Source organism: Nocardioides sp. NPDC004968, from assembly GCF_040608935.1.
Taxonomy (GTDB): domain Bacteria; phylum Actinomycetota; class Actinomycetes; order Propionibacteriales; family Nocardioidaceae; genus Nocardioides.
In genome coordinates this window covers 19,254-44,831 of sequence record NZ_JBEXJF010000030.1, presented here as the reverse complement: position 1 = coordinate 44,831, position 25,578 = coordinate 19,254, and the positions used below count along the sequence as shown (strand labels likewise).

General features: G+C 69.3%; 27 protein-coding genes, 1 tRNA gene and 1 riboswitch. Of the genes, 10 read left to right on the top strand and 18 right to left on the bottom strand.

Annotated features, from left to right (window positions below; genetic code table 11):
• Positions 1-29 precede the first annotated feature (29 nt).
• From thrC to ABZU72_RS22000, 7 genes are all read right to left on the bottom strand, one after another.
• The gene (gene thrC, locus ABZU72_RS22030) at positions 30-1,301 is read right to left on the bottom strand and encodes a threonine synthase (protein ID WP_355020938.1); all 1,272 of its coding nucleotides are present in this window, start codon (positions 1,299-1,301) and stop codon (positions 30-32) included.
• Positions 1,302-1,312: 11 nt separating this feature from the next.
• A riboswitch (SAM riboswitch) is annotated at positions 1,313-1,452 on the bottom strand.
• An 87-nt stretch (positions 1,453-1,539) separates the two neighbouring features.
• Positions 1,540-2,451: a DJ-1/PfpI family protein gene (locus ABZU72_RS22025; protein ID WP_355020937.1), complete on the bottom strand. Its 912-nt coding sequence runs from the start codon at positions 2,449-2,451 to the stop codon at positions 1,540-1,542.
• Positions 2,448-2,999 carry an isochorismatase family protein gene (locus tag ABZU72_RS22020; protein ID WP_355020936.1) on the bottom strand — a complete coding sequence of 184 codons (552 nt, stop codon included), beginning with the start codon at positions 2,997-2,999 and terminating at the stop codon, positions 2,448-2,450. Before ABZU72_RS22020 ends, ABZU72_RS22025 begins: the two co-directional genes overlap by 4 nt.
• Before the next feature lie 68 nt (positions 3,000-3,067).
• Positions 3,068-5,392 (bottom strand): endopeptidase La, encoded by a 2,325-nt coding sequence (gene lon / locus ABZU72_RS22015; protein ID WP_355020935.1) that lies wholly within the window; start codon positions 5,390-5,392, stop codon positions 3,068-3,070.
• Positions 5,393-5,477: 85 nt separating this feature from the next.
• Complete coding sequence (gene otsB, locus ABZU72_RS22010) at positions 5,478-6,329, bottom strand: trehalose-phosphatase (RefSeq protein ID WP_355020934.1); 852 nt, start codon at positions 6,327-6,329, stop codon at positions 5,478-5,480.
• 92 nt (positions 6,330-6,421) lie between these two features.
• Positions 6,422-6,940, bottom strand: coding sequence for a LytR C-terminal domain-containing protein (locus ABZU72_RS22005; RefSeq protein ID WP_355020933.1), 519 nt, complete (start codon positions 6,938-6,940; stop codon positions 6,422-6,424).
• Complete coding sequence (locus ABZU72_RS22000; protein WP_091046051.1) at positions 6,941-7,237, bottom strand: DUF3263 domain-containing protein; 297 nt, start codon at positions 7,235-7,237, stop codon at positions 6,941-6,943.
• A 157-nt stretch (positions 7,238-7,394) separates the two neighbouring features.
• Here ABZU72_RS22000 and ABZU72_RS21995 point away from each other — a divergent pair, with 157 nt between their 5' ends.
• Positions 7,395-8,837 carry a trehalose-6-phosphate synthase gene (locus ABZU72_RS21995; protein ID WP_355020953.1) on the top strand — a complete coding sequence of 481 codons (1,443 nt, stop codon included), beginning with the start codon at positions 7,395-7,397 and terminating at the stop codon, positions 8,835-8,837.
• Between the two features lie 27 nt (positions 8,838-8,864).
• Positions 8,865-9,887 (top strand): Gfo/Idh/MocA family oxidoreductase, encoded by a 1,023-nt coding sequence (locus tag ABZU72_RS21990; protein WP_355020932.1) that lies wholly within the window; start codon positions 8,865-8,867, stop codon positions 9,885-9,887.
• A gap of 36 nt (positions 9,888-9,923) precedes the next feature.
• Here ABZU72_RS21990 and ABZU72_RS21985 read toward each other — a convergent pair whose 3' ends face one another.
• Together ABZU72_RS21985 and ABZU72_RS21980 are read right to left on the bottom strand one after the other, a co-directional pair.
• On the bottom strand, positions 9,924-11,474 hold the full coding sequence (locus ABZU72_RS21985) for an FMN-binding glutamate synthase family protein (protein ID WP_355020931.1): 1,551 nt from the start codon (positions 11,472-11,474) through the stop codon (positions 9,924-9,926).
• Positions 11,475-11,538: 64 nt separating this feature from the next.
• The gene (locus ABZU72_RS21980; RefSeq protein WP_355020930.1) at positions 11,539-12,537 is read right to left on the bottom strand and encodes an LLM class F420-dependent oxidoreductase; all 999 of its coding nucleotides are present in this window, start codon (positions 12,535-12,537) and stop codon (positions 11,539-11,541) included.
• A 75-nt stretch (positions 12,538-12,612) separates the two neighbouring features.
• On the opposite strand from ABZU72_RS21980, the gene ABZU72_RS21975 reads away from it, so the two are divergent.
• Genes ABZU72_RS21975 through pdxY form a run of 4 tightly spaced genes read left to right on the top strand, consistent with a single transcriptional unit; the run spans position 12,613 to position 15,412 of the window.
• Positions 12,613-13,302: a uracil-DNA glycosylase gene (locus tag ABZU72_RS21975; RefSeq protein ID WP_355020929.1), complete on the top strand. Its 690-nt coding sequence runs from the start codon at positions 12,613-12,615 to the stop codon at positions 13,300-13,302.
• A 57-nt stretch (positions 13,303-13,359) separates the two neighbouring features.
• Positions 13,360-13,920 carry a hypothetical protein gene (locus ABZU72_RS21970; RefSeq protein ID WP_355020928.1) on the top strand — a complete coding sequence of 187 codons (561 nt, stop codon included), beginning with the start codon at positions 13,360-13,362 and terminating at the stop codon, positions 13,918-13,920.
• A gap of 14 nt (positions 13,921-13,934) precedes the next feature.
• The gene (locus ABZU72_RS21965; RefSeq protein ID WP_355020927.1) at positions 13,935-14,540 is read left to right on the top strand and encodes a rhomboid family intramembrane serine protease; all 606 of its coding nucleotides are present in this window, start codon (positions 13,935-13,937) and stop codon (positions 14,538-14,540) included.
• 23 nt (positions 14,541-14,563) lie between these two features.
• Positions 14,564-15,412: a pyridoxal kinase PdxY gene (gene pdxY / locus ABZU72_RS21960; RefSeq protein ID WP_355020926.1), complete on the top strand. Its 849-nt coding sequence runs from the start codon at positions 14,564-14,566 to the stop codon at positions 15,410-15,412.
• On the opposite strand, the gene ABZU72_RS21955 is transcribed toward pdxY, so the two are convergent.
• From ABZU72_RS21955 to nirD, 7 genes are all read right to left on the bottom strand, one after another.
• Complete coding sequence (locus ABZU72_RS21955) at positions 15,413-15,817, bottom strand: HNH endonuclease (protein WP_355020925.1); 405 nt, start codon at positions 15,815-15,817, stop codon at positions 15,413-15,415. It lies immediately after the preceding gene.
• A 35-nt stretch (positions 15,818-15,852) separates the two neighbouring features.
• Positions 15,853-15,928 (bottom strand) — tRNA-Thr (locus ABZU72_RS21950).
• A 69-nt stretch (positions 15,929-15,997) separates the two neighbouring features.
• The gene (locus ABZU72_RS21945) at positions 15,998-17,515 is read right to left on the bottom strand and encodes a metallophosphoesterase (protein ID WP_355020924.1); all 1,518 of its coding nucleotides are present in this window, start codon (positions 17,513-17,515) and stop codon (positions 15,998-16,000) included.
• 50 nt (positions 17,516-17,565) lie between these two features.
• Positions 17,566-18,519: a 23S rRNA (guanosine(2251)-2'-O)-methyltransferase RlmB gene (gene rlmB / locus ABZU72_RS21940; RefSeq protein WP_355020923.1), complete on the bottom strand. Its 954-nt coding sequence runs from the start codon at positions 18,517-18,519 to the stop codon at positions 17,566-17,568.
• On the bottom strand, positions 18,519-19,928 hold the full coding sequence (gene cysS / locus ABZU72_RS21935; protein ID WP_355020922.1) for a cysteine--tRNA ligase: 1,410 nt from the start codon (positions 19,926-19,928) through the stop codon (positions 18,519-18,521). The genes rlmB and cysS overlap by 1 nt, the downstream gene beginning before the upstream one ends.
• A gap of 30 nt (positions 19,929-19,958) precedes the next feature.
• Positions 19,959-20,441, bottom strand: coding sequence for a 2-C-methyl-D-erythritol 2,4-cyclodiphosphate synthase (gene ispF, locus ABZU72_RS21930; RefSeq protein WP_355020921.1), 483 nt, complete (start codon positions 20,439-20,441; stop codon positions 19,959-19,961).
• Positions 20,442-20,465: 24 nt separating this feature from the next.
• Positions 20,466-20,834, bottom strand: coding sequence for a nitrite reductase small subunit NirD (gene nirD / locus ABZU72_RS21925; protein WP_355020920.1), 369 nt, complete (start codon positions 20,832-20,834; stop codon positions 20,466-20,468).
• Between the two features lie 183 nt (positions 20,835-21,017).
• Here nirD and ABZU72_RS21920 point away from each other — a divergent pair, with 183 nt between their 5' ends.
• A complete protein-coding gene (locus ABZU72_RS21920; RefSeq protein ID WP_355020919.1) occupies positions 21,018-21,719 on the top strand; it encodes a 2-C-methyl-D-erythritol 4-phosphate cytidylyltransferase in 702 nt (233 codons plus the stop codon).
• Here the strand turns inward: ABZU72_RS21920 and ABZU72_RS21915 are convergent.
• Together ABZU72_RS21915 and ABZU72_RS21910 are read right to left on the bottom strand one after the other, a co-directional pair.
• The gene (locus ABZU72_RS21915; RefSeq protein WP_355020918.1) at positions 21,712-22,320 is read right to left on the bottom strand and encodes a hypothetical protein; all 609 of its coding nucleotides are present in this window, start codon (positions 22,318-22,320) and stop codon (positions 21,712-21,714) included. The genes ABZU72_RS21920 and ABZU72_RS21915 overlap by 8 nt on opposite strands.
• Positions 22,321-22,423: 103 nt before the next feature.
• Complete coding sequence (locus ABZU72_RS21910; protein WP_179659800.1) at positions 22,424-22,909, bottom strand: CarD family transcriptional regulator; 486 nt, start codon at positions 22,907-22,909, stop codon at positions 22,424-22,426.
• Between the two features lie 235 nt (positions 22,910-23,144).
• Here ABZU72_RS21910 and ABZU72_RS21905 point away from each other — a divergent pair, with 235 nt between their 5' ends.
• From ABZU72_RS21905 to ABZU72_RS21895, 3 genes are read left to right on the top strand one after another with little or no spacing between them, the layout of a single operon-like run.
• Positions 23,145-23,990 (top strand): UbiA family prenyltransferase, encoded by an 846-nt coding sequence (locus ABZU72_RS21905; RefSeq protein WP_355020917.1) that lies wholly within the window; start codon positions 23,145-23,147, stop codon positions 23,988-23,990.
• Positions 23,991-24,033: 43 nt separating this feature from the next.
• Positions 24,034-24,828 carry a hypothetical protein gene (locus ABZU72_RS21900; protein WP_355020916.1) on the top strand — a complete coding sequence of 265 codons (795 nt, stop codon included), beginning with the start codon at positions 24,034-24,036 and terminating at the stop codon, positions 24,826-24,828.
• Positions 24,828-25,568 (top strand): phosphoglyceromutase, encoded by a 741-nt coding sequence (locus tag ABZU72_RS21895; RefSeq protein WP_355020915.1) that lies wholly within the window; start codon positions 24,828-24,830, stop codon positions 25,566-25,568. Before ABZU72_RS21900 ends, ABZU72_RS21895 begins: the two co-directional genes overlap by 1 nt.
• Positions 25,569-25,578 lie beyond the last annotated feature (10 nt).

Sequence of the window (25,578 nt, the reverse complement as noted above, 5' to 3'; positions counted from 1 at the left end):
TACCCCACGGATGTGAACGCGAAATTAACCTACGCCTGAGAGAGCCCGGCTTCCTCGAAGGCGTCGTAGTTGGGGGCGATGGTGGCGCGGGGGCCGACGATGCCGCTGACCGCGTCGAGCGTCTTGAGGCCATGGCCGGTGTTGATGATCACCGTCTCCAGGCTCGGGTCGAGGAGACCGTTGTCGACGAGCTTCTTCGTGACCGCGAGCGTGGTGCCGCCGGCGGTCTCGGTGAAGATGCCCTCGGTGCGGGCCAGGAGCACGATCGCGGCGCGGATCTCGTCGTCGGTGACCTCCTCGACAGCACCACCGGAGGAGCGGGTGGCGTCGAGGACGTAGATGCCGTCGGCCGGGTTGCCGATCGCCAGCGACTTGGCGATCGTGTCGGGCTTGACCGGGCGGATGGCGTCCACACCGGCCTTGAACGCGGTCGCGACCGGGTTGCAGCCGGTCGCCTGGGCGCCGAAGATCCGGTAGGGCTTCTCCTCGACCAGACCGAGCTTGATCAGCTCCTTGAAGGCCTTGTCGACCTTGGTCAGCTGGGATCCGGAGGCCACCGGGATGACGATCTGGTCGGGCAGGCGCCAGCCGAGCTGCTCGGCGATCTCGAAGCCGAGCGTCTTGGAGCCCTCGGCGTAGAAGGGACGTACGTTGACGTTCACGAACGCCCAGCCCTCCTCCTCCGCGGCGATCTCCTGGGCCAGCTTGTTGACGTCGTCGTAGTTGCCGTCGACGGCGATCAGGTTGTCGGTGAAGATGGCGGAGTTGACCTGCTTGGGCTGCTCGAGGTTGCTCGGGATGAAGACCGCGGTCGGGATCCCTGCTCGCGCTCCCGCCGCCGCGACAGCGTTGGCCAGGTTGCCGGTGCTCGGGCAGGCGAAGACCTTGGCGTCGAGCTCGCGGGCGGCGCTCAGCGCACAGGCGACCACGCGGTCCTTGAACGAGTTGGTCGGGTTGGTCGAGTCGTCCTTCACCCAGATCTTCTCGATGCCGAGCTCCCCGGCGAGGTTCTTCGCGTCCAGGAGCCGGGTGAAGCCGGGCTCGGTGTTCGGGCTCTGCTCGATGTCGTCGGGCACCGGCAGCAGCGCCTTGTAGCGCCAGATGTTGCGGGGTCCGGCCTCGATCTCCTCGCGGGTCACGGCCGGGAAGTCATAGGCCACCTCGAGTGGCCCGAAACACTCCGGACAGGCGTAATGCGGTCCGAGCTCGACCTGGTGCCCACACTCCCGGCACGACAGCGCCGAGGCGTTGCCGAACGCACCCTCGCGCAGGCCCTTCGTCTCCGTGGTCGCAGCGCTCATGAGAAACCTCCTCCTCATCTTCCCCGATCACGTCTCTCGCGCCGGGCCGGAATTAGCACCTGCTCCACGCCCTACCCGATGGCCGGGAGGAGGCTCGTGGTCGGTTGCCGGGACTTCACTGGGCCGTTCCCTCAGTCCCTCTCGATGAGCAGTAGCGATCGTACGGCAGGTATCCGCTGCCAAACACACCCGGGTTCCATTCCGCGGACCAGTCGTCCACCATCTGGACAATCGGGGTTCAGCGAGCGCGGAGGCGGCGCAGCATCCGGGCATCGTCGAAGCCCACCGCACGGGCGGCCGACTCCATGGTGGTGCCGGCAGCCAGCAGATGGTCGGCCCGTTCACGGCGGAGAGCCTGTTGATAGCGGAGCGGGGTGAGGCCGGTCGCAGCTGCGAAGGCGCGGGTCAGGGTCCGTTCGCTCACCCCCGCGCCGTCCGCCAGAGCGGAGAGCGGAAGCGGCTCGGCGAACCGGGCGTCGATGACGTCCTGCACATGGTGGACGGTGTCGTCGAGATGGTTCCGGTGGCGCAGCAGGACGCTCTCCTGCGGCTGGTCGCCGTTGCGCCGCGCGTAGACGACCATGTCGCGGGCCACGCGAGCCGCCAGCGCCGGTCCGTGGCGCACCGCGAGCAGGTGCAGGCTCAGGTCGATGCCGCTGGCGATGCCGGCCGACGTCACGATCCGGTCATCGCTGGTGAAGAGCACGTCGCGCACCACCCGGGCCTTCGGGTAGCGCCGGGACAGTGCGTCCTGGAGATCGTGATGGGTGGTGCAGCGACGTCCGTCGAGGAGTCCCGCCTGCCCGAGGGCGTCGGCGCCGGCGCAGACGCTGGCCACCTCGCCCCCGGCGGCATGATGGGCACGCAGCCGCTCGGCACTCTCGCGGGTGAGCCGGGGGCCGGCGACGAGGTCGTACGCCGCTCGCCAGCCCGGCACGACGAGCAGGTCACCGGGGTCGAGATCGGGCCATTCCGCGGTGGCCGTCAGAGGCAGCCCCTGCGCGGAGAGCACCTCCCCCGGCTCGGCGCCCGCGACGTACGCGAGGTCGTAGGGGTGTCCGAGGCTGCCCGCGGTGTGGAACGCCTGTGCCGGCCCGGCGAGGTCGAGCAGATGTACGCCGGGCAGCAGCACGAACACGACGGCGCTCATGCCACAGATGCTGTCACAGCCTCCAGATCGGCGATCGTCGCGATCTCGGCAAACCGGCCGCTGAGCACGAGCTTCGTACGCTCCACGACCTCCTCGGCCGACAGCCCGCCCAGCGGCTCGGTGGTGACCGCGTCGGCGACATAGGTGACCCGGTAGCCGAGGTCGGAACCGACTCGCGCTGTGGTCTCGACGCACTGCTCCGCGCGGATCCCGCACACCACGAGCTCGGTGACCCCGCGCTCGGTCAGCACCTGCTGCAGGTTGGTCGTGGTGAAGGCGTTGTGGGCGGTCTTGCGCACCTCGACATCGCCCGGCTTCGGGCCGCTGAGCCCGTCGAGGTAGCGCACGTGACCCGAGACCGGGTCGAAGACGCCGCCGCTGCCGGGCTCGGTGTGGAGCACCCAGACCACCAGATCGCCCGCGGCCCGCGCGAGGCTCACCAGTCGGTCGGCGCGCTCGGCGATGTCGGGGTGGAGGGTCTGCTGCCAGGACTCCCGCTGCCGGAAGGACTCCTGGATGTCGATGACGAGAAGGGCTCGGTTGCTCATGTGCCCAGTGTGCGAGCTGCCCGCTCGACGCACGAGGCATCAAGCGGGCAGCATCCGGAACGATCCGGTCAGGCAGCGGCAACCGTGCTCTGGGCGGTGACCCCTCCCTCGGCAGGCGCGAGGGCGCCACGTACGACATCCCTGACATCGCTCACCAGGTTGATCTTCAGGGCCTGCTTCACCTCGTCGGGGACCTCGTCCAGGTCGGGCTCGTTGCGCTGGGGCACGAAGACCTCGGTCAGGCCGGCTCGCTGGGCGGCGAGCAGCTTCTGCTTGAGGCCGCCGATGGGCAGCACCCGCCCGGAGAGCGAGACCTCACCGGTCATCCCGACCTCGCTGCGCACCGGGCGGCCGGTCGCGAGAGAGGTGAGCGCGGTGACCATCGTGATGCCGGCGCTCGGGCCGTCCTTCGGGACCGCACCCGCGGGCACGTGGACGTGGAGCGATCGGTCGAGCACGGCCGGGTCGACGCCCAGCTCGGCGGCGTGCGAGCGGACGAAGGAGAGCGCGATCTGCGCGGACTCCTTCATCACCTCGCCGAGCTGGCCGGTGATGTTCAGCCCAGCCTGCCCCTCGGCCGAGGACGCCTCGATGAAGAGCACGTCCCCACCGAGCCCGGTGACGGCCAGTCCGGTGGCGACCCCCGGGACAGAGGTACGCTCCGCCGACTCCGGCGTGAACCGCGGCCGACCGACCAGGTCCTTGAGGTTGTCCAGGCCGATCTCGACGTGCTCCGCACCTGTCGCCAGCCGCGTCGCCACCTTGCGCAGCGCCTTGGCGATGAGCCGCTCGAGCTGGCGTACGCCTGCCTCACGGGTGTAGTTCGCAGCCAGCTCACGCAGGGCGTCGTCGGTCACCGCGGCCTCCTCCGAGGTCACCGCGGCGCGCTCGAGCTGCCTGGGCAGCAGGAAGTCACGGGCGATGGCGACCTTGTCGTCCTCGGTGTAGCCGTCGATCGTGACCAGCTCCATCCGGTCCAGCAGAGCCGACGGGATCTGCTCGACCACGTTGGCGGTGGCGATGAACAGGACGTCGGAGAGGTCCAGGTCGAGCTCGAGGTAGTGGTCGCGGAAGGTGTGGTTCTGCGCCGGGTCGAGCACTTCCAGCAGCGCGGCGGCAGGGTCACCCCGATAGTCGGAGCCGACCTTGTCGACCTCGTCCAGGAGCACGACCGGATTCATCGAGCCGGCCTCCTTGATGGCCCGCACGATCCGGCCCGGCAGCGCGCCGACGTAGGTGCGCCGGTGACCACGGATCTCGGCCTCGTCCCGGACACCGCCCAGCGCGACCCGGACGAACTTCCGTCCGAGCGAGCGCGCGACCGACTCCCCCAGCGAGGTCTTGCCGACTCCTGGCGGACCGGCGAGCAGCACCACGGCACCGGAGCCACGGCCGCCGATCACCTGCAGGCCCCGCTCGGCACGTCGGGTCCGCACCGCCAGGTACTCCACGATCCGGTCCTTGACCTCCTCGAGGCCGTGGTGGTCGGCGTCGAGCACCTCACGAGCCGCGACCACATCGGTCGAGTCCTCGGTCCGGACCGACCACGGCAGCTCCAGCACCGTGTCCAGCCAGGTGCGGATCCAGGCGGTCTCGGGGTTCTGCTCGGAACCACGCTCGAGCTTGTCGACCTCGCGCAGCGCGGCCTCGCGTACGGCCTCGGGGAGGTCGGCGGCCTCGACGCGGGCCCGGTAGTCGTCGGACCCCTCGGGCTCACCCTCGCCGAGCTCCTTGCGGATCGCGGCGAGCTGCTGGCGCAGCAGGAACTCCCGCTGCGTCTTCTCCATGCCCTCGCGTACGTCCTCGGCGATCTTGTCGCTGACCTCGGACTCCGCGATGTAGTCCTTCGCCCAGGCGATCACCTTCTCGAGGCGCTCGGTGACGTCCGGCGTCTCCAGCAGCTCGCGCTTGGCGTCGTCATCGAGATAGGGCGCGTAGCCGGCGGTGTCGGCGATCTCCGACGGCTCGGTGAGCCGGTTGACCTGGTCGATGACCGGCCAGGCCTCGCGACGCTGGAGCACCGCGACGACCAGCCGCTTGTACTCCTCGGCCAGCTCCTTCGCGTGCTCCGTGGTCGTCTCGGTGGCGGTCTCGACCTCGACCCACAGCGCGGCACCGGGTCCGGTCACGCCGGAGCCGATCTTCGCGCGGCCGACGGCCCTCAGCACCGCCGCGGGCTCACCGCCCCGGAACCGGCCGACGCGCTCGATCGTGGCGACAGCGCCGTACGTCGCGTACCGGTCCCCCAGCCGCGGCGCGACCAGCAACCGGTTATCCGAGCCGGCCCGGGCGGCGTCGATCGCGGCCTGAGAGGCCTCGTCGAGCTCGATCGGCACGACCATCCCCGGCAGGACCACGGCATCCGAGACGAACAGCACAGGAAGCTTGTCCATTTGCGGACCCTCCTAGAAGAGTTGAGTGATACTCGCTCAACTTCTGGGAGCAACCGGATGTTCCCTCCGGTTATCGTGTTCGCTGTCAGCGGACGCTGTCGTCGGTCAGCTCACGCAGCAGCTCCAGCACACCGTCCGGCCCCTGCACCTCGAGATCAGCGAGCTCCGCGAGCGGACCGCGGTCGGGGCCGGCGTGGGAGTAGACGAGCAGCGTCGCCGACCCGGTGGTCCTTCCCCAGGTCCTGACGGCCTCGAACGCCTCGATGTCACCCAGGTCGTCACCGCCGAACAGGATCGCGCCGGGCGAGACCTCGGAGATCAGCGTGTCGATCGCATGACCCTTGTGCATGCCAGGAGCACGCACCTCGATGACCTGCTTGCCGGGCTCGATCACGAGCCCGTGCTCGCCAGCCAGCTCGGTCAGCGGCGGAAGCAGACGTGCGGCGAGGCCGTCGGGATCGGGGAACCGGCGGGTGTGCACCCCGACGGCGAGACCCTTCTCCTCGATGTAAGCGTCCTGCGCACCGTGAGCGGCGAGCACCTCCGGCAGCGCCGCCTCGAAGGCGGCCAGCCCCTCGGGCGGCGGCGGGCCGACGACGACCCGGTCGGCACCGCTCCAGCGCTCGTTGCCGTACTGCCCGAAGACGTACAGCTCCTTGCCCGCCTCCGCGAGCGCGTCGGCGATCGCGGCCAGCCCGCCGAGCTCGACGACCTGTCCGGCCGGACGGCCGGTGACGATGGCCAGTGCCTTCACCCGGGAGGCGAGCGCGATCAGGACCGTGGCCGCGTCCGGATGGATCCGAGCCGAGGCCGGGTCCTCGACGATCGGGGAGAGCGTGCCGTCGAAGTCGAGACCGACGAGGGTCTCGGCGGCAGCAGCCGCGATCGCGGCGTACTTCTGCTCTCCTGCGGTGCCATCAGGCTGGAGTTCGGCCATGCCTCAACTGTGACACGGCAACCACCTCGGAGCCGACCACGAGGGTGCCGCAGTGCGGTAGATCACACACCGTCGAGAACGGCCGGAAAGGCTCAGAGAGCCCCGGTCAGAACCACCGTCAACCGGTCGCCCTTCATCGAGCCCTCGACCGACACATGGGTGCGTTTGATGCCGAGGTCATCGGCGAGCTGCTGGCCCTCGCGCTTCATCTCGCTCGGGTAGTAGACGGTGTTCTCCGGGATGGAGCCCATCCAGTTGTCCTCGCCGACGACGTTCCAGCCGACCGTGTTCGCCTTGGCCGCGACGTCGCCGGCCAAGCCGACGATATTCGACTGGTTGTAGACCTCGACGCTGACCTTGGCGCGGTCGACCGGCGAAGGCTCGGCCTTGGGCGGCTTCTTCTCCTCGGCCTTGGCCGCCTTCGGTGAGGCCGACGCGGAGGCCGAGGGGCTGCCACCGGCCTGGGCGATCTCCTTGCCCCCGTCTCCGTCGCCACCGGTGATCCAGAAGATGATCACCGCGGCGATGACGGCCACCACGCTCAGCGCGATGACGGGTGTGGGGAGCGCGACGCCACGCTCACCCTTCGAAGGACGTACGCAGCCGGTCATTCAGACCTCGAAACCGAGCCGTCTCGCCGAGCGCTGACGCTGCCGGGCCGCGCGGAGCCGTCGCAGGCGGCGTACCAGCAGAGGGTCGGCCTCGAGGGCCTCCGGCTTGTCGATGAGAGCGTTGAGCACCTGGTAGTAACGGGTGGCGGACATGTTGAACGCCTCGCGCACAGCGGCTTCCTTGGCTCCGGCGTACTTCCACCACTGACGCTCGAAGTCGAGGATCTGCTTGTCGCGTTCGCTGAGGCTCGCGGGGTCCTCGCCTGGGCCTGTGACCTGCACGTTGACAGCGCTCATTCCTCGTCCCCCGGTGTCGTCTGCATCTGACCACACCCTAACGCGCCGAACTACACCGCTGTGGTTCACCCTCCCGGCGTGTTACTCGACAGGTATTCCGATCGGGGGGCCGTAAGTCACGGGTGGAACGACTCCGCGCCGAACCTGGCGCGGGTCCATTACAGTCGGAGATGTGCAGGCTGACCTGGTAATCGTGGCCAATCGGCTCCCCGTGGATCGTGTGGAGATGCCGGACGGAACGAAGGCGTGGCGACGCTCCCCAGGAGGCCTGGTCAGCGCCCTCGAGCCGGTCCTGCGGGCCAACGACGGCGTCTGGATCGGCTGGCCCGGGGGCATCGACGAGGACCTCGAACCGTTCGAGGACGACGGGCTCCACCTGCTGCCGATGACGATGACCGCGCAGGACATCGAGGAGCACTACGAGGGCTTCTCCAACGGCACCCTGTGGCCGCTCTACCACGACGTCGTGGCCAAGCCGGAGTTCCACCGCGAGTGGTGGGACGGCTACCAGCGCGTCAACCGGAGGTTCGCCGAGAAGTGCGCCGAGGTCGCCGCGAAGGGCGCGACCGTCTGGGTGCAGGACTACCAGCTCCAGCTGGTCCCGCAGATGCTGCGCGAGCTCCGCCCCGATCTGCGCATCGGCTTCTACCTGCACATCCCGTTCCCGCCGGCCGAGCTCTTCCAGCAGGTCCCCTGGCGCCGCCAGCTCCTCGAGGGCCTCCTCGGCGCCGACCTGGTCGGCTTCCAGCTGCCCCAGGCGGCTCAGAACTTCGTCCGCCTGGTGCGCCAGCGCGTCGGCCACAAGACCCACCGTGACCTGGTCTATCTCCCCGACGGGCGCACCGTGCACGCGGCCGCCTTCCCGATCTCGATCGACTTCGTCGGCTTCGACGAGATGGCCCACGACGAGGGCGTCAACCAGCGCGCCAAGGAGATCCGCCAGCAGCTCGGCGACCCGAGGAAGATCCTGCTCGGCGTCGACCGGCTCGACTACACCAAGGGCATCTACGCCAGGCTGCGCGCCTACGGCGAGATGCTCCGCGACACCGAGCTCGACGTCGAGGACGCGATCTTCGTCCAGGTGGCGGTGCCGTCGCGTGAGCGCGTCGAGCAGTACCGCAAGCTGCGCGACGACATCGACCGCCTCGTCGGCCGCCTCAACGGCGACCTCGGCCGCATCGGCCGTCCCGCGATCTCCTACCTCCACACCTCGCTCCCCCGCGCGGAGATGGCCGCGCTCTACCGCGCCGCCGACATCATGGTCGTCACCCCCTACCGCGACGGCATGAACCTGGTCGCGAAGGAGTATGTCGCCTGCCGCTACGACAACGACGGCGCCCTCGTCCTCTCCGAGTTCGCCGGCGCGGCCGAGGAGCTGCGCCAGGCCTGGCTCGTGAACCCCTACGACATCAACGGGATGAAGGCGGCGCTGCTCGAGGCGTACAAGGCCGAGCCGAAGGAGCTCACCCGCCGGATGCGGGCCATGCGTAAGCAGGTCGCCTCCAAGGACGTACGTTACTGGGCCGACTCGTTCCTCGAGGAGCTCGCCGCGGTGCAGGGCAGCCACACCAAGAACGTGCTCCCGCCCAACGCCCACTAGGACCGGCCAGGTGGCTAGAGTCGAGGCGTGACCACCAACTCTGACCCGATCAGGTGGGGAATTCTCGGCACCGGCCGGATCGCCCACTCCCTCGCCACCGATCTGCTGCTCGTCCCCGACGGCCGGCTCGTGGCCGTCGGCTCCCGGAGCAAGGAGTCCGCGGAGACGTTCGCGAAGGAGTACGCCGCCAACGGCCCGGTCCGCGCGCACGGCTCCTATGAGGAGCTGGCCGCCGACGAGGACGTCGACGTCGTCTACGTCGCCACCCCCCACTCCCACCACCTCGAGCACGCCACCCTCATGCTCGACGCCGGCAAGCACGTGCTGTGCGAGAAGGCGCTGACGCTCAACGCCGCCGACTCCCAGAAGATGGTCGACCTGGCCACCTCCAAGAAGCTCTTCCTCATGGAAGCCATGTGGATGGCGACCAACCCGATCATCCGGCGCCTCGTCACCGACGTGAAGTCGGGCCGCTTCGGGGTCCCCCGTCACGTACACGCCGAGCTCGGTTTCGTCGCCGACCCCGAGCAGCACCAGCGCCTTCTCGACCCCGCGCTCGGCGCCAGCGCGCTGCTCGACATGGGCATCTACCCGCTCACCTTCGCCCACCTGCTCTTCGGCGAAGCTCGCGCGCTGACCGCTCAGGCCAATCTCGGGGAGGGTGCCGACGGCGCCACCTTCGACCTCGACCTGGTGATGACCGGGAAGTACGCCGGCAACGAGCTCTCCACCATGGTCTCCTCGGTCACCTCCTACTCCTCGCGCTCGGCGGCCATCGCCACCGACCAGGGCCGCGTCGAGCTGACCGACTTCCACCACCCGTCCTCGGCGATCTTCAAGCCCGCCAACGGCGACGAGCCCGTCGAGATCGTCGGCGACGAGCCCGTCATCGGAGCCGCGTACGGCAACGAGATCGTCGAGGTGCAGCGCTGCCTGCGCGAGGGCCTCCTGGAGTCTCCGCTGGTGCCCCACAGCCAGACGCTCAGCCTGATGCGCCAGATGGACATGATCCGCGAGTCCATCGGCGCCCGCTACGCCAGCGAAAGCTGAGGGAGCCGTCTCCTACACGCGACTTGGTCTCGACTCTCAGGCGGTGTTCGGCTTCTCGTTGAACGTACGGTGCGGCTGCACGACGGCGAGGAGCTCGCGGGCCACATCGGGGCCGAGGGCACCCCAGTGGTCCTTGTAGCCGTAGACACCGGCGACGGTGCGTGACTCGTAGTCGCCGTTCATGACCTCGATGTCGTGCGGTGTGATCAGGCCGGGGTGGGCGACGCCGACGGCGGCGGAGACCTTCGTCAGCTCCCTTCGCAGGGTCCTGAGGTAGCTGGCGCAGCGATCGCCCTTGTCCTGCGGGTCGAGGCCGCCGGAGAGCCACTTGCTCTGCGTCGCGACGCCGGTCGGACAGGTGTCGTCGTGGCACTTCTGAGCCTGGATGCAGCCGATCGACATCATCGCCTCGCGGCCGACGTTGACCATGTCGGCACCTAGCGCGAAGGCGACGGCGGCGTTCTCCGGCAGGCCGACCTTGGCCGAACCGATGAAGGTGACCGAGTCGGTCAGGCCGAGCTCGGCGAAGGTGCCGTAGACCCGCGAGAAGCCGATCCGGTACGGCATCGCGACCGCGTCGGAGAAGATCAGCGGCGCGGCGCCGGTGCCACCCTCGCCGCCGTCGACGGTGATGAAGTCGACGCCACGCTCGCCCGACCGCATCTTGCCGGCGAGCTCCTGCCAGAACTCCATCTCACCGACCGCCGACTTGATGCCGACCGGCAGCCCGGTCTCGGAAGCGATCATCTCGACGAAGTCGAGCATCGAGTCGACGTCGTGGAAGGCGGAGTGCCGAGACGGCGACACGCAGTCCTTGCCGAGCTCGATGCCGCGGATCTCGGCGATCTCCGGGGTCACCTTGGCCGCCGGCAGCAGCCCACCGAGGCCGGGCTTGGCGCCCTGGGAGAGCTTGATCTCGATCGCCCTGACCGGCGCGGTGGCGACCCGCTCCTTGAGCCGATCGATCGAGAAGGTGCCGTCAGCGTTCCGGCACCCGAAGTAGGCGGTGCCGATCTGCATCACCAGATCCGCACCACCTTCCAGGTGGTAGGGCGAGATGCCACCCTCACCGGTGTTGTGCATCGCCCCGGCCCGGCGTGCGCCGAGGTTGAGCGCCTTGATCGCCGGCCCGGACAGAGACCCGAACGACATCGCCGAGATGTTGACGACCGACTCCGGCCGGAACGCCTTCGCGCGCCCGCGCGCACCCCCGAGCACCTTCGCCGACGGGAGCTTGGCGGCCCGGTCGTGGTCGTCGGGCAGCGAGTCGGCGAACGTACGGTGCTTGATGTGAATGTGGCCCTGGACGTGCTCGATGTCGTTGTCGGTGCCGAAGCCGAAGTAGTTGTTCTGCTCCTTGGCCGAGGCGTAGACCCAGCGCCGCTGGTCTCGGCTGAAGGGCCGCTCCTCGTCGTTGTCGGCGACGATGTACTGCCGCAGCTCCGGCCCGATCTTCTCCATCAGGTACCGCGCGTGCCCGATCACCGGGAAGTTCCGCAGGATTGCGTGCTTGCGCTGGGTCAGGTCGCGCGCGGCGACCACGCCGGCGGCAACTGCCACTCCCCCGAGGAGGGTCGTCATCTTCATGTACGTCTTCCTACCGGGCGGTCACCTCGTTGTAAACGTCCGGGTCGGTGTCGCCGGGCGTCGCTCAGGCGAACTCGGGCATGACCTTCGACTCGAAGAGCTCGATGGAGGCGCGGTCGTAGGCGGCGTCGGCGAAGTAGCCGATGGCGTACGTCATCCCGAGCGCTTCCACGGCCTTGAGCTTCTCCACCGCCTGGTCCGGCGTGCCGACCAGCGAGGTCGGGCCGTCGACCCCGCCGGCGACGACCTCGGCCGCCTTGGCCGCACCCAGGTGCGGCACCAGCCGGGCCTCCCAGGCCTTGACCTTCTCGGCGACCTCGGCCTCGTTCTCCCCGAGCAGCACGTTGAAGTTCGACGAGCGGGTGATCTCCGCGAAGTCGCGCCCGAGGGTCTCGCAGTGGCCGCGCAGGATGTCGGACTTCGCCTTGAAGGTCTCCGGGTCACCGAGGAAGTTGGTGTAGTCGGCGTACTGCGCCGCGATCTTGAGCGTCACCTTCTCGCCACCGCCGGCGATCCACAGCGGGATGCCGGAACGGCCCTGCTGAAGAGGCAGCGGCTCACAGATGGCGCCGTCGACCTGGTAGTACTTCCCGTCCAGCGACGAGATGCCCTTGGTCCAGGCCTGCTGGAAGATCTGGACGCCCTCGCGGAGCATCCCGAGGCGGTCGCGCGCCGCCGGGAAGCCGTAGCCGTAAGCCCGCCACTCGTGCTCGTACCAGCCCGCGCCGATGCCCATCTCGACCCGGCCGCCGCTGATGTGGTCGGCGGTCGCGGCGACCTTCGCCAGGTAGGCCGGGTTGCGGTAGGACATGCACGAGCACATCTGCCCGAGGCGCACCCGCGACGTCACCGCGCCCAGACCCGCCATCAGCGACCAGGCCTCGTGGGTCGCCTGGTCGGAGGGCTCCGGGGTGGTGTGGAAGTGGTCGTAGACCCAGATCGACTCCCAGCTCCCGGCATCGGCGTGCAGAGCCAGATCCTTCATGGTCGTCCACTGGTCCGCCGGGTCGATCCCGACGAGGTCGAAGCGCCATCCCTGCGGGACGAAGAAACCGAACTTCATGTCTACTCCTTGATGAGTCAACCTGGGTGCCACAGACAACTTATCCGTCGGTGCCAGCCGATACCCTCATGATTTATGAGTGCACTGGCAGGACTCGTGGACAAGGGCCTGATGGCAGCCGACTGGGCCGAGGCGCTGGCGCCGGCCGAACCGCAGATCGAGCAGATGGGTCGCTTCCTGCGCGACGAGCTGGCGGCCAGGCGTCCCTACCTTCCCGACGGCGACCGGATCTTCAACGCCTTCCGGCGCCCGCTGAGGGACGTACGCGTCCTGATCGTCGGCCAGGACCCCTACCCGACCATCGGGCACCCCATCGGGCTCAGCTTCGCGGTCGAGAAGGACGTACGTCCACTGCCGGCGTCGCTTCGGAACATCTATGCCGAGCTGGCCACCGACCTCGACCTGAAGATGCCCGAGCACGGCGACCTGTCGACCTGGGCCGACCGCGGCGTGATGCTGCTCAACACCTCGCTGACGGTGCGGCCGGGGGCTCCCGCCTCCCACTCGAAGAAGGGCTGGGAGGAGGTCACCGGGCGGGCGATCGACGTCCTCGGCCGACGCGGCGGACCGCTGGTCGCGATCCTGTGGGGCCGGCACGCGCAGAATCTCGAGCCGAAGCTCAACGATGTGCCCGCGATCAAGTCCGTCCACCCCTCACCGCTCTCCGCGCGCCGGGGGTTCTTCGGGTCCCGTCCGTTCTCCCGCGCCAACGCCCTCCTGGTCGAGCAGGGCGGTTCCCCGGTCGACTGGTCCCTGCCTGATTGAGCTCTGTCCGATTAGGATCGGCCCCATCGGCCCATCGGCGCGGTGAACGGGGGTCACGTGGGCGAGAACACGACCGGACCGACGCTGTCGGTGTCACGGCGACTCAAGATCGCCGGCACCATCGTCGTCGTCCTGGCGGCGGTCTGGGCCGCCGTGCTCGGCGGACGGGCCCTCCTGGAACGTGCCGGTCCGCCGGAGTTCCCCGCGACCGACGTACGCGACTGGGCGACCTTCGCCGACCACCTCGTCCTCGGCACCGCCGGCCCCGCCGACACAGACCGGCTCGAGGTCACGACCGTCCTGTGGAGCCGGCAGGGAGCCCACCAGATCGGCCGCGGAATCACCCTCGACGCCGACATGACCGAGGGCGAGGCGTACGCCGTGCCGGTGGCCTGGCTCGAGGGCGGCGGCGGACGCTGGGTGGCACTGTCGGCCGAAGCGGTGCTGCCCCTCGACGGCGGGCGGGTCACCGGGGGTGGGCAGACCTGGGCGGCCGACCACGCCGGGGAGTCGCCCCGGGGCCTCGCCACCGAGCTCTACGAGACCGGTCCGCACCCGGCCGCCGTCCCCTACCTCTATGAGAGTCTCGAGCAAAGACTCGCCGCTGTGGAGCGGTAGGTAAGATTTCAAGCGTGAGCCAGGACTCCCCCACGCGGCCCCAACGTGCCAACTGGCTTCGGGCCGGCATTTGGTCGCTCGGCTTCGTCGCCCTGCTCTGGGTGCTCGAGGCCACCGATTACATCAGCGGGCACCAGCTCGACACGCTGGGCATCCAGCCACGCACCGACGCCGGCCTGCTCGGCATCGTCTTCGCTCCGGTGCTCCACTTCGGCTGGGCCCACCTCTACGGCAACACCCTGTTCGCGCTCGTTCTCGGCTTCCTGGTGCTCGCCTCGGGCATCGGCCGCGGGATCGTGGCGACGCTCATCATCTGGGTGGTCGGAGGCGTCGGCGTCTGGCTGATGTCGCCCCCGGACAGCATCACCGCCGGCACCTCGATGCTGATCTTCGGCTGGCTCGTCTACCTGATCCTGCGTGGCCTGTTCAGCCACCGCGTCGGCCAGATCGTCATCGGCGTGGTCATCTTCCTTGCCTGGGGCAGCCTGCTCCTCGGCGTACTCCCCGGGCAGACCGGTGTCTCCTGGCAGGGCCACCTCTTCGGCGCGATCGGTGGCGCGCTGGCGGCCTGGCTGCTCAACGACCCGCCCAAGAAACAGGCCCAGAAGCAGTCCGTCTGAAGCTGCAGTCGCAGAATACTGCCATGCAGATCCTCTCCATCCAGTCGCACGTGGCCTTCGGCTACGTCGGCAACTCGGCGGCAGTCTTCCCGATCCAGCGCCTCGGTCACGAGGTCTGGCCCGTGCTCACGGTCAACTTCTCCAACCACACCGGCTACGGCGCGTGGCGTGGACCGGTCGTGGCCGCCGAGCAGGTCGCCGAGGTCATCGAGGGCATCTCCGAACGCGACGGTCTCTCCACCGTCTCCGCGGTCCTCTCCGGCTACCAGGGCGACCCGGCCGTCGGCGCGATCATCCTGGATTCCGTACGCCGCGTGAAGGCGCTCAACCCGCGGGCGCTCTACTGCTGCGACCCGGTGATGGGCGACGTCGGGCGCGGCATGTTCGTCCGTGAGGGCATCCCGGAGTTCATGCGCGACGAGGTCGTCCCGGCTGCCGACGTGATCACGCCCAACCACTTCGAGCTCAACTTCCTCGCCGGTCTCGAGTCGACCGACACGCTGCAGGAGGTGCTCGCCGCCGTCGACATCGTCCGCGAGTCCGGACCGTCCAACGTGCTGGTCACCTCGGTGATCACCAAGGACCCCACGCACCTCGACCTGGTCGCCGTCTCCGACGAGGGCGCCTGGTCGGTCACCACTCCCCTGCTCCCGATCTCCCCCAACGGCGGCGGCGACGTCACCGCGGCGGTCTACCTCTCCCACCTGCTCTCGACCGGCTCGACGCCGGCCGCCCTCGGCCGCACCGCGAACACCCTCTTCGCCATCCTCGACCGCACCCTGAAGTCCGGCCGCCGCGAGCTCGAGCTCGTCGCCTCCCAGGACGACATCGCCAACCCGCCGACCACGTACGAGGTCACTCAGCTCCGCTGATCAGTAGGACTTGCCGTCGGCGTAACGCTGCCGCCGCCAGGCCCTGCCGCTTCCCCGGTTCTTGGCCTTGTACGTCGGCAGCTGGCTGTCGCAGTTCGGACAGACCAGTCTCAGGTTCTCGCGTCTGTTGTTGGTGGCATCTCCGTCGATGTGGTCCAGCACGAAGGCGAGTTCGAGGCCGTTCCACTCAGACGGGATCGCGCAGACCGCACAGAGGCCGCCCTGCTGCTGGAGGACGTAGTCGCGAATGTAGTGGCGGCGCTTGCTCTGCGCCTTCCCGATCCCGGTGGAAAGCCATTCCTCGACCATGCGCGTCTGCTTCACCTGCATCTGGCAGGCGTTGCTGCAGTAGATCTTCTGGTGTCGCTGGGTCAGCTCCCGGCCGCACCCCAAGCATCGGGTCATGGCAATGACTGTACGGCCGACCTCCGACAGTTTTGTGGAGCCGGTGACAGGAGTCGAACCCGCGACATTTCGCTTACAAGGCGAACGCTCTACCAACTGAGCTACACCGGCATGCCGTACGTCTCCGTGACGGCGGGACAATCGTAGCCAGTCGCGGGCCGATGTACGCAGCCGACGCGGCTAGCGCGCGGGATCGAGCGGGACGTACTCGTGGGCGGTGAGGGCGCCGTTGGTCTCCAGCTCGACGGACTGGACGCCGACGGGGAGCCCGTCGGCGTAGGTGATCAGGGTGACCTCGGCGGTGCGGCGGATCTTCCCCATCGCGAAGGCGTACGCGGCGCCGCCGGTGGTGCCGTTGGTGTAGGTCCAGCCGATGTCGCCGTTCTCGCCGATCACCTCGCTCGGTCCCTGGTGGACGTGGCGGTGGCCGCCGACGACGAGGGTCGCGCAGCCGCGTCGCAGGGTCTCGCGGCCCAGCGACGGGTCGTGGACGAGGAGGGTCGCGACGGGCTTGCCGTCGTCCTTCGAGGCACAGGCGATGTCGGCCAGCTTCTCGCCGGCCTCCTCGAGGGTGACGCCCTTCTCGTCGATCCAGTTACCGAGGCCGCTGGTGCGCGGGTCAGGTACGCCCAGGAGCGTCGAGCCGCCGGGGCCGTCGACGACCTCGCCGTCGAGCATGGTCCAGCCCTGCTTGGCCAGGTAGTCGCCGACCGTCGGGCCGTGGTCGTGGTTGCCGGTGACCGCCCACTTGTCCAGGCCGTCGCTGGCGTCGGTGAGCGAGTCGAGGGAGAAGGTCTCCCAGTCGGATCCGGTCGAGGTGTCGTCGCCGGCATCCAGGACGCCGGTCGCGCCACCCTCGTCAGCGATCGCGCGCACCACGGAGTCCATGCCGACGTTGTCGTGGCGGTCGGAGACGAGGACCGACACGGTCTCGTCCTCGCCCGGCTCGCGCAGCGCCAGGTCCGGCACCTTCGCCACGACCTCCTCGTAGAAGGTCCGGCTGGAGTTGTACGTGTCGACGGCGCTGGCCACGAGCCGACGGGTCTGGTTCGCGTAGGCGTCGCCGCGGACCTCGACGTCGGCCAGCTCGTCGGGCACGGGGATCGCCGCGCCGAGGAAGTCGGCCAGCGGGGTCCAGTCGCCGGCGACCGGTTCGGCCTCCTTGTCCGCCGCGGGCGCTCCGGCCTCGCCCCAGGGCTGCCAGACCGCGACCGTGAGCACCGCCACCGTGACCACGCCGATGCCCACGGTGGCGAGACCGTGCCGCGTACGAGCCGATTCCTTGACACGTCTGCGCAGGTCGGCGCGGCGTTGGGAACCGGGCAGCCACCACAGCAGCACTGCCCCGGTGACGATCGCCAAGGAGACCGCGGCGCCGCGGAGCACGGCCGCGATGAGCATCGACTCGACCTGCTCCACCACGACCGCGCGTTGACCGTCGGGGGCCGACCCGAGAACCGCGTAGCGCTCGAAGAGCTCGTCCATCGACCGCAGCTCGGTCTTCCCGAGAGTCACGTCGACACCGACCGGGCCACCGACGTCCAGACGTACGTCGGGCAGCACCGGTCCGGTGTGGATGATCGCCTTCCCCGACAGCGTCGGGCGCAGGACCGAGTCGTGGCCGGCCAGGACCACCTGGCGTTCGCTGGACAGGAAGAGCCACGCACTCAGCGCCACGGCCAGCACGAGCCACAGCACTCCGAGCCCCGCCCAGACGGCGAGGCCCCGAAACAGAGTGCGGCGAGAGATCAGCGACGCGCCTCCGCGACCGCGTAGAGCACGACCGACGCGGCGACGCCGGCATTGAGGGACTCTACGGAGTTGACCATCGGGATCGACACTATCTGGTCGCAGGTCTCCTGGACCAGGCGGGAGAGCCCGCCGCCCTCGGCACCGACGACGATCACCAACGGACCGTCGGCGAGGCCCTCGGGGGCACCCAGCTCGGGCAGCGTGATGTCACCCTCCATGTCCAGCCCGACGACCATGCAGCCGGCCTCCTGGTACGCCTTCAGCTGCCGGGTCAGGTTGACCGTCTGCGCGACCGGGATCCGCGCCGCGGCACCGGCACTCGTCTTCCACGCGGCGGCGGTCATCCCGGCCGCACGCCGCTCCGGGATCACCACGCCGTGGGCGCCGAAGGCCGCGGCCGAGCGCACGATGGCGCCCAGGTTGCGCGGGTCGGTGACCTGGTCGAGCGCGACGATCAGCGCCTTCTCCCTGACCTCGGCCGCGCGGTCGAGCAGGTCGTCGGCGTGGGCGTACTCGTAGGCGGGGATCCGCGCCGCGAGGCCCTGGTGACCGTTGAAGCCGGTCAGCCGGTCGAGCTCGACCTTGGTCACCTCGAGCAGCGAGATGCCCTTCTCGGAGGCGAGCATGAACGCCTCGCGCAGCCGCCCGTCGCGCTCGGCACCCTCGGCGACGTAGAGCCCGTTGACCGGTACGTCCTCGCGCAGTGCCTCGACCACGGAGTTGCGTCCGATGATCCACTCGGCGTCACCGGCGGCCCGCTTGCGCGGACCCTTGTTGCGCTGCTCGGAGGCTTGAGCCGCCTTGTGGGCCTTGTGGTAGGGCCGGTCCTTCGCCTTCGGCGTCGGGCCCTTGCCCTCCAGACCCTTGCGACGGTTGCCGCCGGTGCCGACCTGGGCACCCTTCTTACGTCCCTTCGCGATCGCTCCGCGACGCTGGGAGTTGCCTGCCATCAGTTAACGCTCCATTTCGGACCCTCAGGGGTGTCCTCGATCTCGATCCCGGCATCCTTGAGCCGGTCTCGCATGGCATCGGCGCGGGCCCAGTCCTTGGCAGCGCGCGCCTCGGCGCGCTCGTCCAGGACCCCGCGAACAAGTACGTCGAGCGCGCCGGTCAGCTTCTCGTCATCACCGCTCGCCGGACCCCACGCCGGGTCGGCGGGGTCCAGACCGAGGATGTCCAGCATCGCGCGCACGCTCGCGGCGACCCCGCGCAGCGCCGGGCTGTCGCCGTCGGCGATCAGCTTGTTGCCCTCGCGTACGACCTCGTGCAGGGCGGCCACCGCAGCCGGGGTGCCGAGGTCGTCGTCCATCGCGTTGACGAAGTCGGCGCAGGGCACGCCATCTGCCGAGATCTCGCCAAGAACCGACGCCGCGCGCTCCAGGAAACCTTCGATCCGCTGGAACCCGGCTGCGGCCTCCTCGAGCGCCTCGAACGAGAACTCGACGTGGGACCGGTAGTGGGCCGCGACCAGGTAGTAGCGCAGCTCGATGCCGCGTACCTTCTTCAGGACCTCGGGGATGACCAGCGAGTTGCCCAGCGACTTCGACATCTTCTCGCCGGAGGTCGTGATCCAGGCGTTGTGCAGCCAGTAGCTCGCGAAGGGCCGCCCGGCAGCGCGCGACTGGGCCTGCTCGTTCTCGTGGTGCGGGAAGCGCAGGTCGAGGCCGCCGCCGTGGAAGTCGAAGGCGGGACCGAGGTACTTCCCGGCCATGGCCGAGCACTCGATGTGCCACCCGGGCCGCCCCAGACCCCAGGGCGAGGGCCAGGAGGCGGTCTCCGGCTCGGAGACCTTCCGGCCCTTCCACAGCGCGAAGTCACGTGGGTCGCGCTTGCCCCGCGGGTCCGCGTCGGCGGCGGCCTCCATGTCGTCGACCTTCTGCCCCGACAGCTCGCCGTAGGAGGGCCAGGAGCGCACGTCGAAGTAGACATCGGCCGAACCGTCCTCGGCAGCGTAGGCGTGCCCCTTCGCGATCAGCTCCTCGATCAGCGCGATGATCTCGGGGATGTGACCGGTGGCCAGCGGCTCGTAGGTCGGCCGGGCGACGTTGAGCGAGGCGTAGGCGGCGTCGAGCTCGCGGTGCATGGTGTAGCCGAGGTTGTACCAGGGGCGTCCCTGCTCGGCCGACTTCGCCAGGATCTTGTCGTCGATGTCGGTCACGTTGCGGATGAACGTGGTCTCGTACCCCGACGCCCGCAGCCACCGCTGCAGCACGTCGAAGTTCACCCCGCTCCGCACGTGCCCGACATGCGGCTCGCTCTGCACGGTCAGGCCACAGACATAGAGCGACGCCTTGCCGGGCTGCAAGGGGGTGAAGTCACGTACTTCACGGGTCGCCGAGTCGTAGAGCCTGAGTGCCATACCCCAAGTCTAGGGACGTACGCGTGTTCCCTACCTATCGCGACGCACGATGAGCGCGGTCGCGATCGCTGCCACGCCGTCACCGCGGCCGGTGAGTCCGAGACCGTCGGTGGTCGTGGCGGTCACGGTGACGCTCGCGCCGGCTGCCGCGGTGAGCGCCCGGTTGGCCTCGTCGCGGCGCGGACCGATCTTGGGCCGGTTGCCGATCACCTGCACCGCGACGTTCCCGATCTCGAAACCAGCATCACGGACCCGGCGCGCGGCCTCGGTCAGCAGCACGACTCCGGCCGCCCCGGCCCACTCGGGCTCGGAGGTGCCGAAGTTGGACCCCAGGTCGCCGAGCCCCGCGGCGGAGAAGAGGGCGTCGCAGCAGGCGTGGGCCGCCACGTCCCCGTCGGAGTGCCCGGCGAGACCCTGCGGCTCGTCGGGGAAGGCGAGGCCGGCCACATGCATCGGGACACCGTCGGCAAGGCTGTGTACGTCGGTCCCGATGCCGATCAGAGGAAGCTGCACGCTCCGCAGTCTCCCAGACAGGACTCAGGCAACCTTCCGGTGGCCGACGTGGATGAGCCCGTCGACGACCCGGACCTCGTAGGCGGGGATGGTCACGTGCGGGTCGTCCAGGCACTGTCCCGTACGCAGGTCGAACCCGTGCCGGTGAGCCGGCGAGGCGACGAACGGCACCCCGTCGCGCACCCCGACGATGCCCTTGGCGATCACCGACGCCTTGGCGAACGGATCGTGATTTCCCAGGGCGTAGACAACGTCGTCGGGCATCCGGAAGATGGCGATGGCCTGCCCGTGGACCAGCGCCGTGGCGCCGCGCTTCACCTCGAGCGCGTCGACCGGGCAGACGGACTGCCAGTCACCCTGGTCGTCCCGCTGCGCTCGCTGGCGCTCACTCATGACGTCGCCGGCCCGAGCCGCTTCGTCCACATTCGTCGGGTCCCTCCCTTTGGTGGATTTGAACCGTAGGACGCGTGAGGGACACCTCCTGTTTCGCTCTGTTACGCGTACGTAAACACCAGCGCCCAGCCCATCGACCCAGCCCTACGGCAGTCGCCTCCGCCGAACGGATAGCCTCCAGGGGTGCCTGCCGCTCTCGTCCTCCTGGCCGCCGGATCCGGCACCCGCGTCGGAGCCGCCACCAACAAGGTGCTGCTCCCGCTCGACGGGTCCGACGATCCGGCCTCCTCAGCCCTCGGCCTCTCGCTCCGGACCGCCCTGGCGGTGCCCGACGTGCGCCGTCTCGCCCTGGTCGTACGCAGCGGCGACGAGGAGGCGGTCGCGGCCGTCGCCCAGCCCCTGCTCGGCGATCGTGAGGTCGTGATGGTCGCCGGTGGCGACACCCGCCACGCCTCCGAACAGGCCGCACTGGCCGTGCTGAGGGCCGACATCGAGGCCGCCGGGGAGGACGCCATCGACGTGGTCGCGATCCACGACACCGCCCGGCCGCTGGTGTCGCCCGAGCTCTTCTCCGCGGTCATCGGCGTCGCCCGCAAGCACGGTGGCGCCATCCCCGCCGCCCCGCTCAGCCACCTCTCGACGCGTGACCTGCAGCCCGTGGCAGGTGCGCTCGTGGGCGTACAGACTCCGCAGGCGTTCCGGGCGACCGAGCTCCTGGCCGCCTATGCCCAGGCCGCGGCCGATGGCTTCGACGGCACCGACACCGGCGCGACCCTGGAGCGCTACGCCTCCGGCGTACGCATCGTCGCGGTGCCCAGCTCGTCGCTGAACCTCAAGGTGACCTTCGCCGACGACCTGGGCGCGGTCACGACGCTGCTCAACTGACAGCGCTGGACGACAGCGCCTCGAGCAGGCGTACGTCATCCTCGGACGCGACGCGGCGACCGACCGGCGGCGCCTCGACCGAGACGACCGGGAACCGGCGGGCCAGCGACCCCGCGATCTCGGCGAAGTCGCCGGCGGGCCAGTCGTCCAGGGCGGCCACGACGGCCGGGGGCAGCACGATCGGCGATGCGACCGAGACCAGCGAGGTGCGGTCGATGGTCGCGCCGAGGACCGGCATCCCGTCCTCGATGCCCAGGTTCTTGACGGTGTCCGTGACCGGGCGTACGCCGACCACGACCGCCTCGCGCGCGAGCGCGGTCGAGACACAGTGAGCAATGAAGGCCGGCGGGGTCATCGGGCACAGCGAGTCGTGCAGGACGAGCGGCTCCTCGGCCGCGACCATCCCCTCCCACGAGGTGGTGAAGTCGACGGGGGTCACCCCGGACTCCCCGAGGGACCAGGTCGCCGCGGCGACCAGCGCCTCGCCGTGGATCAACGTGAACGGCAGCGAGCCTCGGCCGTCCTCGGCGACGATCCCGAGGGCCGGCGGAACCTCGGCGGTCTCGTCGATCTCGTCGTAGTCGGCGTAGGGGTCCTCCATGGGGCCACCGTATCGTCCGCGTTGAGTCCCCCGCGGAGCCTCCTAAAAACGCGAAACAGGCCCCGGGTTTCCCCGGAGCCTGTAACGCAGACCGAAACCAGCGTCAGCTGGCCAGCACCTCGTCGAGGAGGACTTCAGCCTTGTCTTCGTTGGTGTGCTCGCACAGCGCGAGCTCCGAGACGAGGATCTGGCGTGCCTTGGCGAGCATGCGCTTCTCCCCGGCGGAGAGGCCGCGGTCACGCTCACGACGCCACAGGTCACGCACGACCTCGGCGACCTTCATGACATCGCCGCTGTGCAGCTTCTCCAGGTTTGCCTTGTAACGACGCGACCAGTTGGTCGGCTCTTCGACGTGCTCCGCACGAAGCACCTCGAAGACTCGATCAAGCCCGTCCTTGTCTACGACGTCTCGAACTCCGACGAGCTCGAGATTGTTCGACGGAACACGCACCACGAGGTCCTGCTGAGCGATGATGCGGAGGACCAGATACTGCCGCTCCTCGCCCTTGATGGTGCGCATCTCGATGTCTTCGATGACGGCCGCGCCATGGTTCGGGTATACGACGGTCTCGCCGACGGTGAAAGTCATATTTTTAGGTACCCCTTCCTAGGGCTATAAGTCTACCACGGATCTTAGAATTCGGATTCCGTGTTTGCGCAGGTCAGGGGCTCAATCTGGGGTTGACAGATTGACAAGTTGTGTGGTTCCGCGCGCGCAGGCCCACCGATCGTGGCAGCATGGCTGATTTCGAAACGACTCCGAAATCTCGCCGTAGCCAGCCTGTTGTCCTGCGCGTCTCGACCGAGTGCCCGATACTGCCGCCATGGCGAATGCATCGCAGAGCGCCCCCAAGACCATCTTCACCGTGTCGTCGCACGCCCAGGATCAGGACCCGGAAGAGACGCAGGCCAGTGCGTCGGCCGTTCCTGATGCCCCGGCGGGCAGAGCAAGCGTCATGAACAAGGTGGGCAACTGGGCCCCGTTCCTCCTCATCCGCTCCGCCCACCCCCGCCAGGCGGTGCTGACCGCCATCGGCCTGTCGGTGGCGGCCGTCCTCGCCGGGCTGACGACGCGCGAGGTGACGCTGATCGCGGTCACCGTGCTCGTCGGCCAGGCGGTCCTCGGCTGGCACAACGACCTCGTCGACCAGGCCGTCGACCGTCGTCACGAGCGCGAGGGCAAGCCGATCTCGGACGGCCGTCTCGAACCGGGCAGCGTCTGGTTCGCGCTGTGCTGCGGCGTACTGCTCGTCATCCCGCTCTCGGTCACCTCTGGCACCGTCGCGGGGCTGTTCTACCTCGGCTCGCTGGTGCTCGGGATGCTCGCCAACGTACTGCTGCGCAAGGGCCTCTTCTCCTGGGTCCTGTGGGCGGCGGCCTTCGCCTGCTACCCCGGATACCTCTCGTACGCCGGCTGGGCCGGTGAGTCCGCGGGCGGAGCGCCCCACTGGATAATGGTCGCGCTTGCGGCGGCACTCGGTGTCGGCGTGCACTTCCTGACCGCGCTGTGGGGCCTGGTCGCCGACAACGAGGACAAGTGGACGTACCTGCCGCTCAAGGCCGGACTGAAGCTCGGGGCCGGCAAGCTCCTCCTCGTCACGCTCGTCTACATCGCCCTGGTGATCGCCGGGATGCTGTACGCCGCGAGCGCCGTCGGACTGCGTGCCTGACCCTTTTCCGATATCGCAGGATCGGGCGGATAGAGTGTCGCGCGTGACGACCAAGGTTATGCAGAAGCGGCTCGCAGTGACGGGCGCACTCGTGGCTCTCGCCCTTCCGGCGCTCACCGCCTGCAGCAGCTTCGACTACGCGACGGACCGGCCCAACGACATCACCCACGGCGGGTCGACGCTCGACGGTGCCATCCGGATCAACGCCGCTCGCATCGTGACCGCGCAGGAAGGCTCCGGCGTCCTGGTCGGCACCTTCTCGCTCGACCCGGCGATCAACCCGGCGGTCGCCGGCGAGGCGCTGCCGTCGGTCACCTCGATCGCCACGGCGACCGAGGCCGAGGAGACCGTCACGCCCGAGTCGTTCACCCCGATCGAGCTGCCGAAGTCCGGCATCATCAACCTGGCCGACCCGGCCACCGGTGGCATCGCGGTCACCGGCGACTTCAAGCCGGGCGACAGCATCCCGATGACCTTCACCTTCTCCGAGGGCGAGGAGAAGACCATCTCCGTCCCGGTGGTCACCCAGTGTGGTCCGTACGCCGACGTCGTCGCCGCCGTCGACGAGACCACGAAGCCCGCGAAGAAGGGCAAGAACGCCGAAGCCCAGGCGTCCGAGGACGCTGCCGCCGAGGGAGCTGCCGAGGGCAGCGAGGAGGCTTCGACCCTGCCGGCCGACGAGCCCGCCGAGGGCGAGAACGCGACCGAGACCGAGGCTGAGGGCGAGCACGCCACCGAGGGCGAGGCGCACGACGAGTCCGCGGGCACCATCTCCGAGGACCCCTACTCCTGCGAGTTCCCGCCGGCCGCTCTGCCCGGTGCCGAGGAAGCTCACTGATGACCTACAAGCTCGTCCTTCTGCGTCACGGCGAGAGCGAGTGGAACGCGCTCAACCTGTCCACCGGCTGGGTCGACGTCGACCTCACCGACAAGGGCCGGGCCGAGGCCGTCAACGGCGGGAAGCTGCTCGCCGAGGCCGGGATCCTTCCCGACCTGGTCCACACGAGCCTGCTGCGCCGCGCGATCAACACCGCCAACATCGCCCTCGACACCGCCGATCGGCACTGGATCCCGGTGCGCCGCGACTGGCGCCTCAACGAGCGCCACTACGGCGCGCTCCAGGGCAAGAACAAGTCCGAGACGCTGAAGAAGTTCGGTGAGGAGCAGTTCCAGCTGTGGCGCCGTTCCTATGACGTACCGCCGCCGCCGATCGAGGCCGACTCCGAGTACTCCCAGGCCGGCGACCCGCGCTACGCCGACATCGAGGTGCCCGCCACCGAGTGCCTCAAGGACGTCGTCGCCCGGATGCTCCCCTACTGGGACTCCGCCATCGTGCCCGACCTGAAGACCGGTGAGACCGTCTTGGTCACCGCCCACGGCAACAGCCTGCGCGCGCTGGTCAAGCACCTCGACAACATCTCCGAGGCCGAGATCGCCAAGCTCAACATCCCCACGGGCCAGCCACTGGTCTACGAGCTCGACGAGTCGCTGAAGCCGGTCGTCACCGGCGGCACCTACCTCGACCCCGAGGCCGCGGCCGCCGCCGCTGAGGCAGTCGCCAACCAAGGCAAGCAGTAGCACCAACAAT